Source organism: Phytohabitans sp. LJ34 (assembly GCF_052068095.1).
In the GTDB taxonomy this organism is placed as follows: Bacteria; Actinomycetota; Actinomycetes; order Mycobacteriales; family Micromonosporaceae; genus Phytohabitans.
Genome location: NZ_JBQHDG010000029.1, coordinates 64,021 through 81,298, shown reverse-complemented (window position 1 = coordinate 81,298; position 17,278 = coordinate 64,021). Strand labels below are relative to the sequence as shown.

Annotated in this window: 16 protein-coding genes; 11 read left to right on the top strand and 5 right to left on the bottom strand. The window is 67.7% G+C overall.

What is annotated here, in order from left to right; all coding sequences use genetic code 11:
• Positions 1–239: 239 nt before the first annotated feature.
• Positions 240–1,244, bottom strand: coding sequence for a LacI family DNA-binding transcriptional regulator (locus tag ACTMTJ_RS39000; protein ID WP_441223776.1), 1,005 nt, complete (start codon positions 1,242–1,244; stop codon positions 240–242).
• 81 nt (positions 1,245–1,325) lie between these two features.
• On the opposite strand from ACTMTJ_RS39000, the gene ACTMTJ_RS38995 reads away from it, so the two are divergent.
• The 9 genes from ACTMTJ_RS38995 (at position 1,326) to ACTMTJ_RS38955 (ending at position 12,742) form a co-directional block, all read left to right on the top strand.
• The gene (locus tag ACTMTJ_RS38995) at positions 1,326–2,615 is read left to right on the top strand and encodes a polysaccharide pyruvyl transferase family protein (RefSeq protein WP_441223775.1); all 1,290 of its coding nucleotides are present in this window, start codon (positions 1,326–1,328) and stop codon (positions 2,613–2,615) included.
• The gene (locus ACTMTJ_RS38990; RefSeq protein WP_441223774.1) at positions 2,608–3,519 is read left to right on the top strand and encodes an ABC transporter permease; all 912 of its coding nucleotides are present in this window, start codon (positions 2,608–2,610) and stop codon (positions 3,517–3,519) included. Before ACTMTJ_RS38995 ends, ACTMTJ_RS38990 begins: the two co-directional genes overlap by 8 nt.
• Positions 3,520–3,530: 11 nt before the next feature.
• Positions 3,531–4,487 carry a carbohydrate ABC transporter permease gene (locus ACTMTJ_RS38985; protein ID WP_441223773.1) on the top strand — a complete coding sequence of 319 codons (957 nt, stop codon included), beginning with the start codon at positions 3,531–3,533 and terminating at the stop codon, positions 4,485–4,487.
• Between the two features lie 32 nt (positions 4,488–4,519).
• Positions 4,520–6,142, top strand: a complete 1,623-nt coding sequence (locus ACTMTJ_RS38980; protein ID WP_441223772.1) for an extracellular solute-binding protein — start codon at positions 4,520–4,522, stop codon at positions 6,140–6,142.
• A 181-nt stretch (positions 6,143–6,323) separates the two neighbouring features.
• Positions 6,324–9,818 carry an alginate lyase family protein gene (locus ACTMTJ_RS38975; RefSeq protein WP_441223771.1) on the top strand — a complete coding sequence of 1,165 codons (3,495 nt, stop codon included), beginning with the start codon at positions 6,324–6,326 and terminating at the stop codon, positions 9,816–9,818.
• Positions 9,819–10,033: 215 nt separating this feature from the next.
• On the top strand, positions 10,034–11,077 hold the full coding sequence (locus ACTMTJ_RS38970) for a hydroxyacid dehydrogenase (RefSeq protein ID WP_441223770.1): 1,044 nt from the start codon (positions 10,034–10,036) through the stop codon (positions 11,075–11,077).
• Between the two features lie 85 nt (positions 11,078–11,162).
• Entirely contained in the window at positions 11,163–11,570 is a 408-nt protein-coding gene (locus ACTMTJ_RS38965) for a trimeric intracellular cation channel family protein (RefSeq protein WP_441223769.1), read from the top strand.
• Between the two features lie 160 nt (positions 11,571–11,730).
• Positions 11,731–12,525: a site-specific integrase gene (locus ACTMTJ_RS38960; RefSeq protein WP_441223768.1), complete on the top strand. Its 795-nt coding sequence runs from the start codon at positions 11,731–11,733 to the stop codon at positions 12,523–12,525.
• A 31-nt stretch (positions 12,526–12,556) separates the two neighbouring features.
• Positions 12,557–12,742 (top strand): hypothetical protein, encoded by a 186-nt coding sequence (locus ACTMTJ_RS38955; RefSeq protein WP_441223767.1) that lies wholly within the window; start codon positions 12,557–12,559, stop codon positions 12,740–12,742.
• On the opposite strand, the gene ACTMTJ_RS38950 is transcribed toward ACTMTJ_RS38955, so the two are convergent.
• The 3 genes from ACTMTJ_RS38950 to ACTMTJ_RS38940 form a co-directional block, all read right to left on the bottom strand.
• On the bottom strand, positions 12,739–12,870 hold the full coding sequence (locus tag ACTMTJ_RS38950; protein WP_441223766.1) for a hypothetical protein: 132 nt from the start codon (positions 12,868–12,870) through the stop codon (positions 12,739–12,741). The two genes, ACTMTJ_RS38955 and ACTMTJ_RS38950, sit on opposite strands and share 4 nt — an antisense overlap.
• 223 nt (positions 12,871–13,093) lie before the next feature.
• Complete coding sequence (locus ACTMTJ_RS38945) at positions 13,094–13,807, bottom strand: DedA family protein (protein WP_441223765.1); 714 nt, start codon at positions 13,805–13,807, stop codon at positions 13,094–13,096.
• A 267-nt stretch (positions 13,808–14,074) separates the two neighbouring features.
• The gene (locus tag ACTMTJ_RS38940) at positions 14,075–14,905 is read right to left on the bottom strand and encodes an SDR family NAD(P)-dependent oxidoreductase (protein WP_441223764.1); all 831 of its coding nucleotides are present in this window, start codon (positions 14,903–14,905) and stop codon (positions 14,075–14,077) included.
• Positions 14,906–15,040: 135 nt separating this feature from the next.
• Here ACTMTJ_RS38940 and ACTMTJ_RS38935 point away from each other — a divergent pair, with 135 nt between their 5' ends.
• Positions 15,041–15,664, top strand: a complete 624-nt coding sequence (locus tag ACTMTJ_RS38935; RefSeq protein ID WP_441223763.1) for a TetR/AcrR family transcriptional regulator — start codon at positions 15,041–15,043, stop codon at positions 15,662–15,664.
• Positions 15,665–15,987: 323 nt separating this feature from the next.
• On the top strand, positions 15,988–16,407 hold the full coding sequence (locus tag ACTMTJ_RS38930) for a hypothetical protein (protein ID WP_441223762.1): 420 nt from the start codon (positions 15,988–15,990) through the stop codon (positions 16,405–16,407).
• 284 nt (positions 16,408–16,691) lie between these two features.
• On the opposite strand, the gene ACTMTJ_RS38925 is transcribed toward ACTMTJ_RS38930, so the two are convergent.
• Entirely contained in the window at positions 16,692–17,189 is a 498-nt protein-coding gene (locus ACTMTJ_RS38925) for a hypothetical protein (RefSeq protein ID WP_441223761.1), read from the bottom strand.
• Between the last annotated feature and the right edge of the window lie 89 nt (positions 17,190–17,278).

Here is a 17,278-nt window from a genome sequence, read left to right as displayed (position 1 = left end):
CGGCGCGGGCGAGGCGTCGACCCGACCACGGTGGACATCGCCCCCAAGCACACGCTCGGCCTGGGCGCCTGGCTGGCGAGGCGCTGTCGTAGCAGCAGGCCGGGGTAACCGGGGTAATGAACCGAGGTGACTGCGACGAGCGGTGGACATGCCGACCAGGCTCCCCGGTGCACCAGGTCACAGCCTACCGACCAGCAGGACCGCCGCCGCGATGTCATGCGCACCAACGGCAGCGAGGTTCACGTGCCCGGCGGGTTCAGGGCGGTCGCTGAGTCTCGGACTACCAGTTCGGGCTCGGGGTCGGTGATGAGACCGCCCGTGCCCGGCCGTCCTGCGATCAGGTCGTACAGCGCCTCGACGCCGGCCCAGCCGAGTTGGTACATGGGCATCCGAACCGCGGTCACGGCCGGGCGTAGGTGTTGCATCAGGTCGACGTCGTGGATGCCGATCACCGACAGTTGGTCGGGGATGGCGATGCCGAGGTCGTGTGCGGCGGCTAGGACCCCGACCGCGCTCATGATGTTGTTGACGACGATGGCTGTCGGTGCGGTTGCCGCCTGCATGGCCTGCCGGAGCCCGTCGGCGCCGGCCTGCTCGCCGAACCCGGTGGCCAGGTGTGGGGCCGGTGCCAGCCCAGCGGAGTCCATCGCCTGCTGGTAGCCCAGGTAGCGCTGCTGGGAGATGTATCCCGATCCCCCGATGAAGACGATGTGGCGGTGGCGGAGGTTGACCAGGAACCGGGTCGCGATCTCGCCTGCGCGGCGATCGTCGATGTCGATCCAGGGATGTTCCTGATTGTGTTCCAGGACGAGGATCGGCTTGGGGTGGGAGCGGAGTTCGGCCATAACGTCGTCGTCCAGCAGCCCTTCGCCGCGGATCAGGATGCCGTCGACCGTGCCCTGGCTCAGTAGTCGGGTCAGGAGCTGGCTGCCGGAGCGCATCGTCTCGGCATCGCCCAGCAGGACCGTCGCGCCGTGCTCCGCCGCCGCCTCGTAGACCCCATGCCGCAGCGGTCCGAAGACCGGATTGTCAAGCTTGTTGAGGATCATCGCGATCATGCCGGTTTGGTTGAGTCGAAGCGAGCGCGCCGCCTGGTTCGGCTGGTAGCCGAGTTGCTGCATCGCCCGCAGCACCCGGGTGCGGGTGGATTCCCTCATCCGGGTGTGGCTCGTGCCGTTGACCACCGCCGACACCACCGCGAGCGACACCCCAGCAGCTCGGGCGACGTCACGTTGCGTTGCCACGTTGCGAACCTCCTCGGATCTTGACGTAACGTCTCACCACGGCCTACGTTGAATTAACGATACGTCACCGAAGGAGCATGCATGACATCGACCCGTCACACCGTCCTCCTGCGGTCGTCCTGGGCGACGGTGAACATCGGCGACGTGGCTCACTCCCCTGGTGTCGTGCGGGCGTTCCAGCGGTTCGCCCCCGAGGTCGAGGTCATCCTCTGGCCGGTGCGGCTGGAGGAGCGCGAGCGATCCATGCTGCGACACGCGTTGCCCGATCTGCGCGTCGTCGACGGCACTCTCGACGGCGACGGGCCGAGCACCCCGGAGTTGGCCGCCGCCATCGACGGCGCGGACGTCCTGATGCACGGATCGGGTGCCGACGCCTTCCAGAGCACCGAGATCGACTGGTGGCGCCGGCACGTGGGCCGCCCGTACGGGTACTTCGGGGTCACCGTGGATCCGCTGTGCCCACCGACCGTGGCGACGTTGCCGGAGCTGGCCCGGATGGTCGATCTGCTCCCGCCGTCCTATCTCGACGACGACGTCAAGGACCGCCTCGACGGCGCCGACTTCGTCTACTGCCGCGAAACGTTGACCCTCGCGACCTTGCGCAGCCAGAAGGTAACCCGGCCCGACCTCGCCTTCGGGCCGGATGGCACGTTCGCGTTCGACCATACTGACGCCGTCGCGGCCGCCCGCCTGCTGGAGGGTCTCGGCCTGGAGCCCGGTCGGTTCGCCTGCTTCGTCCCGCGGCTGCGTTACAGCCCCTACGCGAAGATCTACGGCACGGACCCGACCCGCGAGCAGATGCGCCGCGACGCGGTCAACCGGGCGACCGTGACGCACGACCTGGCGGTGCTGGCGGCGGCGATCGAGACCTGGGTACGTGTCAGCGGCCTGCCGGCAATCGTGGTGCCCGAGATGAGCTACGCCGTCGAGCTGGCGCACGAGCACCTTCCCAGCCTGGTCAGTCCACAGACACTCGGGCAGGTCCGGCTCCTGGACCGCTACTGGCCGCTGGAGGAGGCGACCGGTGTCTACGCCGCCTCGTCGCTGGTGGTCAGCATGGAGTGTCATTCGCCGATCCTGGCCGCACGGCACGCGATCCCGACCATCTACCTTCGACAGCCGACCGAGACGACCAAGTCCCAGATGTTCGCCGACCTCGGCGCTCCGGACCTGGTGATCGAGCTCGACCATCGCGCTGCGGCAATGGTGGTCGCGGCGGTCACCGACATCGCAACCGACCCGGCGCCTGCGGTCGCCCGGAGCAGGAGGGTCGCGGCGAACGCCGACGACTGGCTGCGGGCGGCGGTGCGGGCCTGCGTGGGGGGCCAACCCATCGGCTTGCCTGCACCGGTGGGGAACGGCGATGCATAGCCTGCGCAACCGCTGGCGGCGCGACCGGGTCCTGCTGCTGCTCGCGCTTCCCGGGGTCACGGCGCTGCTGCTGTTTCACTATCTGCCGCTTGGCGGGAACATCATCGCGTTCCAGGACTTCCAGCCGTTCCTGGGAATCTGGCACAGCCCCTACGTCGGGCTGGACAACTTCGAGCCCGTGCTTACCGGCGACCCGGTGTTCCTCAACGCGCTCGTCAACACGCTGATCATCACGCTGATCCAGGTCGTCTTCGTGTTCCCGCTGCCGATCTGCCTCGCGTTGATCCTGAACGCGACGATCAGCGAGCGACTCAAACGCCTGACCCAGTCGATCCTCTACATGCCGCACTTCCTGTCGTGGGTGATCGTGGTCGCCCTGTTCCAGCAGATGTTCGGCAACGGCGGGATGCTCAACGGCTGGCTGCGCTCGGCCGACCTGTCCACATTCCACATCGTCGGCGTGCCCGAGTTGTTCAAGCTCATGATCACATCACAGGTGATCTGGAAGGACACCGGCTGGTCGACGATCATCTTCCTCGCCGCACTGTCCAGAGTGGATCCGACACAGATGGAGGCTGCGGTGGTGGACGGCGCCTCGGCGGTGCGCCGCCTGTGGCACGTGACCCTGCCGTCCATCCGCCCAGTGGTCGTCCTGCTGCTGATCCTGCGGCTCGGTGACTCGCTGTCCGTCGGGTTCGAGCAGATCATCCTACAGCAGGCCCAGGTCGGCGCCGGTGCCAGCGAGGTGCTCGACACATACGTCTACAACCACGGGATCGTCGGCGGGGACTGGGGCACCGCGGCCGCGGTGGGGCTGATCAAAGGCATTGTCGGTGTCGCGCTCGTGCTCGGCGCGAACCGGGCGGCCCACGCGCTGGGCGAGCAGGGGGTGTACGCCAAGTGACGGGCGGACCTGTGTCGGCTGCGGTGTCCGTGGCGCGCCCCGCCGGTGGCGCGGGACCGCGGCGGCCACGCTCGGGCCGTGGCCAGCGCCCGGCCTGGATGGGTGAGCCCAGCAAGCTGGGGATCGGTGCGCGGGGACTCGTGCTCGGCGTGGGCTGCCTGGCGGTGGTGGTTCCGTTCTGGGCCGTGCTGATGACCAGCATCGCGTCCCCGGAGGAGATCAGCAGGGCGGGCGGCTTCGTGCTGTGGACGCGCGAACCGACGCTGGACGCCTACCGGGCCGTCCTGTCCGGCGGAATCGTCACCCGTGCGCTGATGGTGAGCGCCGGCATCACCGCGGTCGGCACGGCACTCAGCCTCGTCGCCACGATCGCTCTGGCGTACGCGCTGTCGAGGCCAGGTTCGTTGCTGCACAAGCCGATCCTGCTGATGACGGTGTTCACCTTGCTGTTCAACCCGGGCATCATCCCGATGTACCTGACGGTCAAGCAGCTCGGCCTGCTGGACAACTACCTGGCACTGATCCTGCCGGTGCTGGTGAACGCGTTCAACGTCATCGTCATGCGCGCATTCTTCCTGGAAATCCCCGGCGAGCTGCTGGAAAGCGCCTTTATGGACGGTGCCGGGGAGGTGCGCATCCTGCTGCGGATCGTGCTGCCGCTGTCGAAGGCGGTCGTCTCCGTGATCGGACTGTTCTACGCGGTGGCGTACTGGAACGCGTTCTTCTCCGCGATGTTGTACCTGCAGTCGCCGGAAAAGTGGCCGCTGCAACTGGTGCTGCGCACCTACGTCGTCAACAACACCCCGATCGGGTCCGACCAGCTCAGCTCCAACCTGGAGAACCTGCCACCGCAAATCTCCGTCCAGATGGCGATTCTTGTCATCTCCATCCTGCCCATCCTGCTCATCTATCCCTTCATCCAAAAGCACTTCGCCAAGGGACTCATGGTCGGCGCCGTCAAGGGCTGATCGGTCGTCCACACAATGTGGAAGGAGACGTCATGGCACCTACCCTCAGCCGTCGTCGCGTCCTGGCACTCGGCGCGGCAGCGGGGCTTGGCCCGCTGCTCGGGGCATGCGGCGACGGCGGGTCGAGCTCGTCGAACGGCTCGACCGGGCCGGTCAAGCTGCCCACCTACAAGCCCGTCACCGCGGCAACGCCCGACCTGGCCGCCGAGCCGGCCGGGGTGTCGCCGGGATACTTCACATACCCGACCGCCTCCAGCGCGGCGTCGCAGCCGGTGCAGGGCGAGGCCGTCACGGCGCTGACGTACACGTACGACCCGATCGCCCCCGCGCTCGGCTCGAACCCCTACTGGCAGAACCTCAACGACAAACTCGGCACCGAGCTGAAGATCACGTACGTCGCGTCGGCGGACTACAAGAGCAAGGTCGCCACCACCATCGCCGGTGGCGACCTGCCGGACATGGTCGCCATCCAGGGCGTCGTCGAGCAGATGCCGGCCATGCTGAAGGCGACATTCACCGACCTGACCGAGTACCTGTCCGGGGACGCGGTCCTTGCCTACCCGAACCTCGCCGGCCTGCCCACCGACGCGTGGCGCAGCACCGTCTACGACCAACGGATCTGGGGCATCCCGGTGCCGCGGGCGCGGATCGGCACCGTGCTGTACGCCAGGGCCGACCTGCTGGCCAAGGCCGGACTCAGCCTCCAACCCACGTCGTGGGACGAGTTCAAGCAGATGGCGGCCGCGTTGACCGACGAGCGGGCCGGCCGCTGGGCGTTCGGGCAGATCCCGTTCAACACGATCCTGGAGATGAACGGGATCACCGGAAACTGGCCCGGCGGCGCCGGCGCCTGGCAGGCCAAGGACGGCGTCTTCACCCACACCGGGACGACACCGCAGTTCGGCCAGGCCCTCCAGGACGCCGTCGAACTGGTGAAGTCCGGGGTGGTACATCCCGACCAGGCGGGCGCGCCCAACACCAAGCGCAACGCGTGGATGCTGGCCGGCACGACCTCGTTCACCGTCGGCGGGTACGCCGGGTGGGGCAAGTTCTACGGCCAGGCCAAAGACGTGACCGGCTTCCGTCTGACCGGCATGCTCTCGCCCACCCGGGATGGCACGGGGACGCGGGTACGCACGCCCGGTCCGACGCTGTCCAGCTTCACCGCCATCGCCAAGACCGACGACGCCGACCGGATCAAGCAGATCCTCAAGGTCCTCGACTGGTTGTGCTCACCCTTCGGCAGCAGCGAGTACATGGCCCTGCGGTACGGCGTCGAGGGCCAGACGTTCAACCGCAACGGCTCCGACCCGACCCTCACCGAGGCCGGCCGCAGCCAGGCATTCCTGCCCGTGCGGTACCTCGCCGAGGCATCGCCCGTCATCTACGAGCCCGGTAACCGCCAGGCCGTGCAGGACCAGTACGACCACCAGGTCGCCGGCGTCCCGCTCGCCGTCCCGGACCCGACCCTCGGGCTGTACTCGGAGACCGCCGCCAGCAAGGCGGCCAGCGAGCAGCAGGCACTGGACTCGGTCCTGCTGGAGATCCAGCTCGGCAACAAACCCGTATCGGCGTGGCAGCCGGCCATCAAGCAGTTCATGGACCGGGTGGGCAACAAAATCAAGGCGGAGTACGAGGAGCAGGCGGGTCGCTGACGAGCCGGACACGGCGGCCGGTCCGGCGTACCCGTTCGGCTCCGGCCCGAGCCGTGAAAGTGCACCCACCCGGGTCGAGCAGCACCAGCCGGGCCGCGAACTCCGCGGACTGCTTTCGGCGCTCCCGGGCGCGTGCGAAGGACTTCAGCTAACACTCTCACGGGTAAGGGAGAAGACCATAGTGAGACGAAGCTATTTTCCCTGGTACACGCATCGCCAGGCCCGTGCGAGGGCCGCTGCGACGCTCGTGCTGGCTCTGGTGGCAACGGTCCTGTCGCCGGGCAGGGCCGCCGCGGCCGACATGTCGGATCTCGGCGAACTGCTCGACCTGACGCGTCCAGAACTCGCCGCGGTGGCGGCAGAGCTCGCCGCCGGTGATGAAGCGGGCGCCGCGGGCGAGCTCAAAGTGTTCTACGCGGGCCGTACCGACGTTCATTACCTGCCGCAGAGCGCGGACGCGGGCGGCGGTGACGCGAGCGCCGATGAGCTCGCGGCGGGGATCTTCCGGTTCGGCGCCGAGACCCGCGACTTCTACAACGACGCCCAGCAGCGGATCGACGTCAACTGGCAGGACGCCTGGGGTGGGACGCAGACCACCCCGGGCGGCGCGCAGGTTTTGATGAGTGACCTCGCGTTCATGCCCAGACTGGTCAGCGCTTACGCGTTCGAGAGTGACCCGGTAAAGCGTGCGGCGTACGCGGCGGCGTGGATGGACATCTCGCTCGACTTCTTCGCCGACAATCAGAGCTGGCCGCAGGGCCGCAACCTGTCGGCCGCCAAGCGGCTTTCACAGCTGGTCAGTGCGTTTTCAGAGTTCCGGACCGCCCCGGGCATCGACGCGAGTGATCTCGTGGCGTACCTGTCCGGCGTGCACGCCACGACGAAGTTCCTCACTGGCGTGATGCAGATACATGTCGGGAACAACTGGTACGTCTCCATGGCCCGCGCGGTCTACGCGGCAGCCGTGTTTCTGCCCGAGTTCTCGGCATCGCCCGGCTGGGAGTGGTTCGCGGTGCGCTCGCTCGAGCGGTTCCTGCGCGCGCACGTGAAAGGCGACGGTGTGTACCGCGAGCCGGCGTTCAACTATCAGGCATACGTGGCGGATCTGCTCAACACCGTCATCAGATTAGCGGATGCCAACGGGCGGACCCTTCCTGATTCGATCGCCCAGACGGCGGACTGGATCGCGGATGCGCTGTTCGCGACCCGTCAACCGAATCTTGAGGTCGCGATGGTGGGCGACTCGCCGAACGCCGATGCCGGTACGGCCGCCATCGGCAGAACCGGCGCACGCAACTCCTGGCCCGATTTCACCTGGGTCGCCTCGGGTCGAACGGAGGGGACCGCCCCGACGCTGCCGTCCACGGTGTATCCGATCAGCTTCGCGGTACAGCGTTCCGGGTGGGACGCCGACGCGCGGTACATGCTGATCAACAACCAGAATTCCAGCTACACCGCCTCGCATCGGCATCCGGACGACCTCAGCCTGGTGATGGCGGCGTACGGGCGTCCGCTGATCGTCGACTCCGGCGTGGGGGACTACAGCGCGACTCCGACGAACGACTGGATGCGCCGCACCACCGAGGCGCACAACACCATCGAGGTCGACGGACTCCCGCAGACCGCCGGCGTCCCCCGCACGACGTCCCTGTGGCGCTCGAACGCGGGCCTCGACATCTACCGCGGTACGACGATGGGCTACCGGCCGGTCGTGCACGATCGCGCCGTCTACTTCATCAAGCCCGGCTACTGGGTCGTCTCCGACGACCTCACGGGTGACACCGCCGCGCACGATTACCGGCAGCTCTGGCACTTCCCTGGTGATCCGGTCACGGTCAACCCGAATACGAAGGTCGCCACGGTCGGCTTCGACACCGTGCCCGGAGCCGCACCGGTTGCCGGCGTGCACCTCGTCCCGGTAGCCCCGGCCGGCGCCGCGCTCACCCCCACTGTCCACGAGGACGGCGCCGTACGCGTTGGCGATCAGGTACTCACGGACGTCGACTACCTGTCGTACGACTGGCGCGCCACCGGGTCGACGGGACTGGACACGGTGGTGGTTCCCGGCAAGGCCGGCGCGGCGCCCGCGGTGACGGCGAAGCGCATCGCTATGCCCGGGGTGGGTCACTCCGTGGCGACCGCGATGGAAATCGGCCTGCCGGACGCGACCGGACGCTTCTACCTTTCGCGGGAGGCGAATCCCGCGTCGAGGGCGTTCGGGGCCGCCACGACCAACGCCGAGACCGCTTACCTCGAGCGTGCTTCGGGCGGCGGGCTTACCCGGTACGCGTTGACCCGCGGGTCGTCGCTGGTCGACCACGGTGCCACCGTTATCGCCGCATCCGCGCCGGTGTCCGACGTCAGTGTGGAGCTGCGAGGCGCGACCGCCCGGATCTCGCTGGGGGACCCGTTCACCGGCACGCTCTCCATCAACGCGCCCAACGTCAAGGCGTTGACGGTGAACGGGACCCCGACCGCGTTCACCCGCACGGGCGACCTCATCACCGTGTCGGTCCAGGCGTCGTTGTCCCCGACGCCTGTGCTCAATGACGAGTTCGCCGATGCCAGCCTGGACCGCACCGTCTACGACTTCAACGGATCCTTTGACGGCTGGACGCCGGTGCAGGGCACCTGGGCGCTAACCGGCGCCGGTCCGGACACGCAGTTGGCACAGACCTCGACCGCGGACATCGTGTCGCTCGCGGCGCTGCAAGATGTACCGGATGACGTGGTTATGGCCGCGGACATCGCTCCCGGGGCAAGCGGCCAGACGACGGCCCGTACCGGTCTCGCGTTCCGCTACCACGATTCCCGAAACTACTATCGGGCCAATGTATTCAACTCCTCGTCGGGAGCGACGCTGCAACTCGTGAAGATATACAACGCGACGACCACGATTCTCGCGGAGACCGCCCTGCCCGTCGGCGCCAACACCCCGCACAAGCTGATCGTTTCCGCGATCGGGAAGCATCTGACCGCCAAAGTCGGCGACACGTCGATCTCCGCGGACGACACACAGCTGCCGACGGGTGGTGCCGCCGCCTTCACGCATCGGCGGGCCGCGACCTTCGACAACATCGTGATCAGGGAAGGGATCGATCAGGCCAATTGGCGAGCAATAGCAGGGGCGGTGTCCGTCGCCTCGGGTCAGTTGCACCTCACACCTCCTGCCGGTGACAGGGCGCACGTCCTAGCCGACTCGACACTGCCGTCGCGCTTCTCCGAGGCGTGCGACTATATTGCGGAGACCACGGTCACGATCAACGGATCCGTCGGTAACGCGGGGATCTCGCTGCGAGACACCACGGACGCGTACGGGTACCGGATCCACCTCGGCAAGACGAGCCAAGGAACCCAGTACGCGAGTATCGTCCGCGAGGCCCACGCGTCGGGTCCGGTCACGGTGGGCACGGTATCCGTCAGCAACCCCTTGACCGGCCCCGTTCGACTGGGTGCGGCGATTCACGGCGACCGCATCACCGTGACGTTGAACGGCGTCGAGATCCTGAAGGCTCGCGACACCGTTGTCCGCAGCGGCGGCGTCGGGCTTTACGCATCCACGCAGAGCACCTTCGAGAACATCACTGTCGCTCAGTCCTGCCAGCGGGAACGCCTCCGGCCAAACACGCCCGGCACCGGCAAGCGCCCGGACCGCAACGACGGAGCTGGCGGGTAGCGGCGTTGCCGGCAGCGCGACCGCCGCGGATGGGTTAGCCGCTGACCCGTCGCGCTCGACTCGATCGCCGGCTGTGTCCGCGCAAAGCACGAGGTTGGTGCGCCGCCCACACCTACGGCGGCGCACCGACCCTGGTGCCGGCACGCGGGCGATGACTCGCGTCGGTACTGCCGGGCTTTCCCACTCAGCCTGGCCGATCACGAAGGAGCTGTGCGTTGTCCCCATCACCCCGAGCCTCGTCACCGGTGCTCGCCGACGCGCCGCACCGTCCGTCGGCGCTGCTGGTCATGCCGCGCGACCTGGTCGACGACGTATACGGACCGGACGAACGCGCCCGCCTGGACCGCCTGGTTCGCTGGGCCGGCCCGGACGCGACGGTCGAGCAGGTCAGCACGCGACCGGCGCTACTGGCCGACGTCGAGCTGCTCGTCACCGGTTGGGGCGGCCCCCGCCTTGACCGCACTCTGCTATCCCACGCGGCCAGGCTCCGTGCGGTCTTCTACGGCGGTGGATCGGTGCGGCCGATCGTCACCGACGAGTTCTGGGCCGCCGGCATCCAGATCGTGTCGGCCGCCGCCGCCAACGCGGTGCCAGTCGCCGAGTTCACATTCGCGCAGGTGACGCTGGCACTTAAGCACGCCCACCGCTTCGAACGCGCGGTACGCCGGCTCGGCCGGTTCCCATCCCAGCCGACGGCGCCCGGAACGTTCGGCTCGACGGTCGGCATACTGTCACTCGGCCTGATCGGCCGCCTGGTGGCCCAACGGCTGTCCACACTCGACGTTCATGTGCTTGCCGCCGACCCGTACGTAGACGCCGCGAGTGCGGCCGCTCTCGGCGTCGAGCTCGTGGGAATCGAGGAACTGTTTCATCGCGCCGACGTGATCACTGTGCACACGCCGTCCCTGCCACAGACCTCGGGACTGATCACCGAGGAACTGCTCGCCTCCATGCGCGAGGGTGCCACAATCATCAACACCGCACGCGGTGCGGTGCTGGACGAGCCGGCGCTGATCCGGGTCCTGCGCCGGCGTCAGGACGTACTCGCGCTCCTCGACGTGACCTATCCCGAGCCACCCGAGCCGGGCTCGCCGCTCTATATGCTGCCCAACGTGGTGCTAACCCCACACATCGCCGGCAGTATCGGACTCGAGCGGCGCCGCGTCGGTCGGCTGGTAGTAGACGAGGTCGGTCGCTTCGTCGCGGGCCAGCCGCTGCTACACGAGGTCCGCGCTGCCGAAACGGCGCTACGCGCATGACCGTTCGCCGTCGGCGTACCCAGCCGATCCCTGGCGGTAGTTTGTCGCCCCTATGGTGGTAGGTAGAGGCTAAGAGTGTGACCCCATGTCGTTTCAGGTGACGCTGTGGATAGAGCTCCTCGCCGCCGGGCTCGGCGGCCTCCAAGGCGCCCTGTTCGCGGCCGGCGAGAGGCACCGCCGCATCGACATACTCGGCGTCATCGTCATCGGGCTCGCCGTATCGCTCGGCGGCAGCCTGCTCCGCGACATACTGCTCAACCAGCCCTCCGTCGTGATCCGGAAAAACTGGTACCTGCCGGTGGCCGGCGCCTCAGCGATCCTCGGCATGCTGCTGCAGCCGCTACTCGCGCGAGCGGACCCGCCGATCTACGGTCCAATGGCAATGTGGACGTCAGGCTGCTGCTCGTGTGGGGTTACGGTATCGATCCGGCCTCGGACACCGATTTTCCGCATGGGTGCGCAGTTTCCCGTGTTGGTGTTCAAAGCCACTTGAACACCTGCTTCTGTACTCGTGCCCGGGTTCGGGGCCGGTCGTATGGGCACGGCGGTGGTCCGTATGACCATCGCGCCGGTGCCGCCCGTGATCCCGGCCTCCCCTCGTGGTGGCCGTCTTAGCGCTGGCCCGGTGCTGCGGCCCGCTTCCGCTGCCCGCCGTGGCGGCCGCCCGGCTGCTGCTCGAGAGGATGGGCATCTCCCCGGCCGACCTGCTCGAGGTACGACCACCGCGGCCCGTGGCGCCGACGTTTGCCGAGTACGTGCCGGTTGTCGCGGCCGCGGTGTCGCCGGGGACGCTGCGCGCGTACGGCTCGTACTGGAACCGGGTGGTGCAAGCATGGGGCGATCGGCGGATCGACGAGCCCCGCCCGTCCGAGATCGAGCAGCTCCGCGTCCAGGCGCAGGCCAACGTGGTGGTACGAAGCAACTCCAGAGGTGGGCGGTCGGCCGCCGAGAACCTGGTGGCCGCATTGCGCTGCCTGTACCGGAAGGCAGTCGATGACGGCTATCTGGACGCCGCCGACAACCCGGCATTGAAAGTCGCCAAACCGCGCCGGCTACCGAGCACCCGGCGAGCGATCGGCGACACGCGCCTGGCGGAGATCAACGAGGTCGCGGCGACGACCGGTAATGACCCGGCCCTGGACAGCCTGCTGATCCGGCTACACACGGAAACTGCCTGCCGGCGCGGCGGCGCGCTCGCGCTTCGACCGCGGGACCTGGACACCGACCAATGCCTGGTCTTCCTTCGTGAGAAGGGTGGCACGTCTCGCTGGCAACCGGTCTCGCCAACCTTGATGCGGCACCTGGTCGCGCACCACGCGGAAAGAGGTGACGGCGACCGGAACGGGCCGTTGCTGCGCTACCGCAACGGCCGGCCATTACCGGTCATGCTGCTCGTCGGGAGGGTTGGCGGGGCCGGGTTCGGTAGCGGGCCAGGCGTCTGGTCATGATGATGACCATGGCCCACTGGACCATGGCGGCGTGGTGTTCGGGCAGGGCTTCGTAGTCGCGCACGGTGCGCCGGCAGCGGTTGATCCAGGCAAAGGTCCGCTCGGCCACCCATCGGCGTGGCAGGACCTGGCCGAAGTCTCGCGACTGAATGACACCGACGGCCTTTTGGAGCTGCTCTTCCTGATCGATGGCGCGAACAAGAGCAGCCAACCCTAAACAACCGCGACGAATGAAACCCGCCAGAAGCACAGGGTGGGATGGGTGGCCTTGGCCTGGTCGAGCAGGTGGGTGCCGATGACGTTGTCGCTGAGGCTGGCGGCGGTGACGATGACGGCGAGCAGCAAGCCGAGGGTGTCGGCGATTCGTGAGTTTCTGAACCAGACATATTCCGCAGCGCAAAGAAGGAAGGGCTCCGTGTAACGGAGGGCGGGTTAACCCCGCCCTCCGTGTGATGTTGTGGCGGAACAGCCGGTAGAGGTCGACACGGTCCACGCCGTTTGGCACGCCGACGGAGCCTGTCGTGCCGCCGGACCGGACGAGGTCGTTCGCGAGGTCGAGGGCAAGGCCCTAGGCGGCGCTGGCCGCCGCGGCTGTGGCTTTCGCGGGAGAACGTCGTACCCAGCGCCGGAGCAGGATCGCTGCGCCGCTGACCGTGAGGATCAGAGCGACGATCGCCAGGGATGCCTGGGACATGAGCGCGGAGAGGTTGTCTAGGGAGCCACCACCCAGATAGCCGACCAGCACGTACGAGGTCGACCACGCTAGGCCCGCCGGCACGCTCCATCGCGCGAATCCCCAGACGGAGGTTTGCCCTTCGCCGACAAGGCGGGGTACGAGAGTCCGGGCACCCATGATCCAGCGGGCCAGGAAGATCGTCCGGCCGCCGTGACGGGCGACCAGCCGCGCGGCGCGGGGGCGGTGGACGGTCCCGATGGACCGCTGGATTCGGCCGTACACGCGGGTCCAGTACTGGTGCGGCTTGTCGCTTGCCGGGTGGCCACCGGCAGAGGGCTGCCGCGTGGCGGGCCCGCGTCGTGCCCGCCGTCGTCCGACGAAGTAACCGATCGCGTCACCGCAGATGACCGCCGACGCCGCCGTTGCCAACACTATGGGCAGCGGGACCACCCCGGTGTAGGCGAGGAATCCCAGTACCAGTGCCGCGGTGACACTGGGAAGGACCACGCCGGCGAGCAGCGCCGGTTCGCCGATGAGGATCGCCGCCGCGACAATTAGCTGGATCGGTGCGGGCGGGGTCGTCAGGATACTCAGAACGCTGGTCATAGCGGTACACTCCAATGTGGTCGGTCGGGCATGGACGCCCCCCGCCACAAGACGATCATCGGTGTCGTCTTGTGTGGTTTGCCGGACCCGGTGCGCGCGTGAAGGGCGGATGGGCGGGTGCCTTATCGCCTAGCGCCCGGGGAGCCGTGCGTACGTGACCTGCGGCCCCGATCGCATCGCGGCGATGCCGGCGGCCCGGGCGTCGAGGTGTAGACCTTCGTGCAGCGACCAGTGAGGCAGTCGACGCGCATATCAGGTGTTCAGGGCCTACGCCGCCTGCGGCTGCTTCGGCTCCGCCGGTGCGGGCGTGTCCAGGACTGACCGGGTGACCAGCTTGGCGATCGCGGTGACGAGTCGGCGGGGGCGTCGGGGTGTGAGGTGCGCGTTGAGGGAGTTGCCGAGGCCTGGTACGACGTACGCCCGGTCGCGGTCGAGGGCGGCGAGGGCGGCGTGCACGACCGTGTGCGCGGGCATCATTTTCCCGCCCAGGGCGGCTCGTTCGCCGACTGTGTCGAAGAAGGAGGTCTGGGTCGGGCCTGGGCAAAGCGCCAGGACACGTACGCCGCGGCCGCGGTATTCCGATCGCAGCGCGAGGCTGAAGTTGAGCACGAATGTCTTGCCCGCGCTGTAGGTGGCGAAGTAGGGCGAGGGTTGGAATCCTGCCGTCGAGGCGACGTTGATGACCGAGCCTCGGCCCCTGGCGAGCATGCCGGGAACGAGGGCGCGGGTAAGGCCGACGAGGGCCACGACGTTGACCATCAGTTGCTCCTGGTCCCGCCCGTCGGGGATCTGTTCGAACCGGCCGGCGGTGCCGAAGCCGGCGTTGTTGACCAGTACATCAATGGTGAGCCCGGCCGCGGCGAGGTCCGCGCTGATCCGGGTCGTGGCGTCCGGTGCGGTGAGGTCCTGGACGATTACCTCGACCCGTACGCCATGCGTGGCGCGTAGGTGCTCGGCGTGTCGTTGCAGGCGGTCCGCGGAGCGGGCCACGAGGACGAGATTGTGTCCACGCTCGGCGAGTTGGGTGGCGAATTCAGCGCCGAGTCCTGCCGATGCCCCGGTGACGAGGGCGGTGCGGGTCTGCTCATGGTTTTCCATCAACTTCTCCATCCACTAGATGTACGACTGAAGCGTAGCAGTTTCTTGGCTATATGCAACAGAGGTGTTGCAGATTGATAGAAATAGGCAACGGTCGTGTACCGTTCAGCCAGACGTGAAGTAGAGGAGAGTGCGATGACCAGGCCGTTGCGCGCCGACGCCGAGCGCAGCGTGCGCTCGATCCTGGAGGCTGCCGACCGGGTGCTCAGCACCAACCCAGCCGCGTCGTTGGAGCAGGTCGCCGAGGCCGCTGGGGTGGCTCGCACGACGATCCACCGGCGGTTCGCCAATCGGCAGGCGCTTGTTGACGCCATGGCCGCCATGGCCGTGCAGCAGCTGCTCGACGCCGTCGAGTCCGGCCGGCCGGAGACAGCGCCCCCGCTGGTGGCGTTGCATCAGATCACCGTCAACGTCCTGCGGACCAAGGTCAGCTGGGGGTTCGCGCTCGGACAGCCAGCCCCTTCCGGTTCACTCGTCGCCCAGATGCAGCAGCAGGTGGTACACCGCTGCCTGGAGCTGTTGGGTCGCGTGCGGGACCTCGGCGTGCTCGACGCGCAGGCAGATCTCGACTGGACCCGACGGGTGTACTACGCGCTCATCGGCGAGTCCCTACACGGCGACGACGCCGAGACCGACCCCGACGTCCTGGCCAGCCGGATCATCGACACGCTCCTATACGGCGCCGGCCCGCGACAACATAGTTCCCATCCAGCCGCCGCTATCGTCAACGACCCCCGCGAGCTTGACGGGGTTCAGTGAAGCCAACCGTCGTTCTCCAGACTTCGGCCGTCCCAGCAGACAGCACCCTTGTCTGCTTTCACGGAGCTCCCGTCGACTTCAGTCGCGCTGTACACCTCACGCCTACTCTCGGTTAGCGGCAGGAGTTGGCCAAGACGCATCCGCTTCATCCTGGACTTCGCCGGCCATGCCTGCGCGGCGAGTGCGACCGCTCAACGCCCGACCTTGAACGATGAAGCTCCGCCCCAACATGGACCGACCGGCTGTAGTCGACACTGCGCGCCCCCAACTACCCACGATCAAGGTGCGACCGATCCTGGTCATCAACCACCCGGGAGAACACCGTGCTCCATGAATTGCTCGCCGAGATTGCCAGCCAACGCGGATACGACTCTGCGGACGGGCCGGAACCGGTCGTCAGCCTGGAGATGTTCTTCGACGGCAACAACGACATCGGATCGATCGGCTGCAACCTGACCGAGCATCCCGGCCCGGAACGCTTCTACGCGATCCTTCGCACCATCCGCGACCGGGCGGACGTTCTCGACGTCTGGGTCGGCATCAGCGAGGTCATGGACGACAACGAGTGGCCCTTCAGCGACCACGTCTACGTGGTCACCACCGCCGCCGCCTCCGAAGTCGCCGCCTGGGCACGGGAACTCCAACCGGAGGAGCCGACCACCGAATGGTGGACGGGCAAACCCCCAGCCCACCCGATTCACATCCCGGCCGGCGCCAGGTTGATAACCCTGTGGTGGGACTGACCGCTGCCGCTGTAAGAGCCGTTTGAATAACCCGTTGGGGCGGTGGTCCCGGGCGCCTTGGTCGATGTTCGCGTGGGTCGTGGACGGCGTGTCGCGCTGACGTGAGGCGGGGTCGTTAGGTACGAGAACTGGCGACCAAACCACGCCTCACCCCAACGACCCCTGCCATGAGTTTCTACCTTGTCGCGGGCGCTGGTGCACCTACCACCCCGGCGCCTGCCGGGCCATGCACGCAGCCGGCCACCGGCGCCACAAGCAACCTGACCGCGTTATTCAAACCGCTCTTAGACGCCTCGCGTCCAGAACTCGAGCGCCGAGCCGTTGAAATCGGGATCGCCTGCGAGGAAGAACTCGTCCCACTTCGGCCCGTTGGACAGCTCCCAGTGCTCGACTGCGATGCCGTCCTCGAACCGCCACGCGCCCATCCCCACGCGCGTCCACACGACGTCGCCGCGCGCCGTTCGGAACGTGCCGTGAACGATGCCGTAGTAGTCGTCGGCGAGGATCTGATCGAAGCCCAGGGGCTGCACGTTCACGTCCGAGAGCATCGCCCGGCGCTTGTGGTACTTCGTCAGGAAGTCCATGCCGGCGGTAACAGTGAGCCGCACGCCGCCGGTGTGGATGATCATGTTCGGCGACATGCGACTCATGATCACCTGCGCGTGCTCCTTCTGGCGGCGCTCCCGCTCGTCCTCGTCGAGGTTCGGATCGGACGCAATCGCGGCACCGCCACGGTAGACATCCGACAGCCACTGGGCGTTCGGATGTGTTTCGGTCAGCATGCTGTTTTCCTATCTGTGAGCGAGTGTCCGACGGACGGCGGCACGCCGTTCAGGTGAGGCCGTAGCCCAAGTCGTGAGACGTCCGCGAA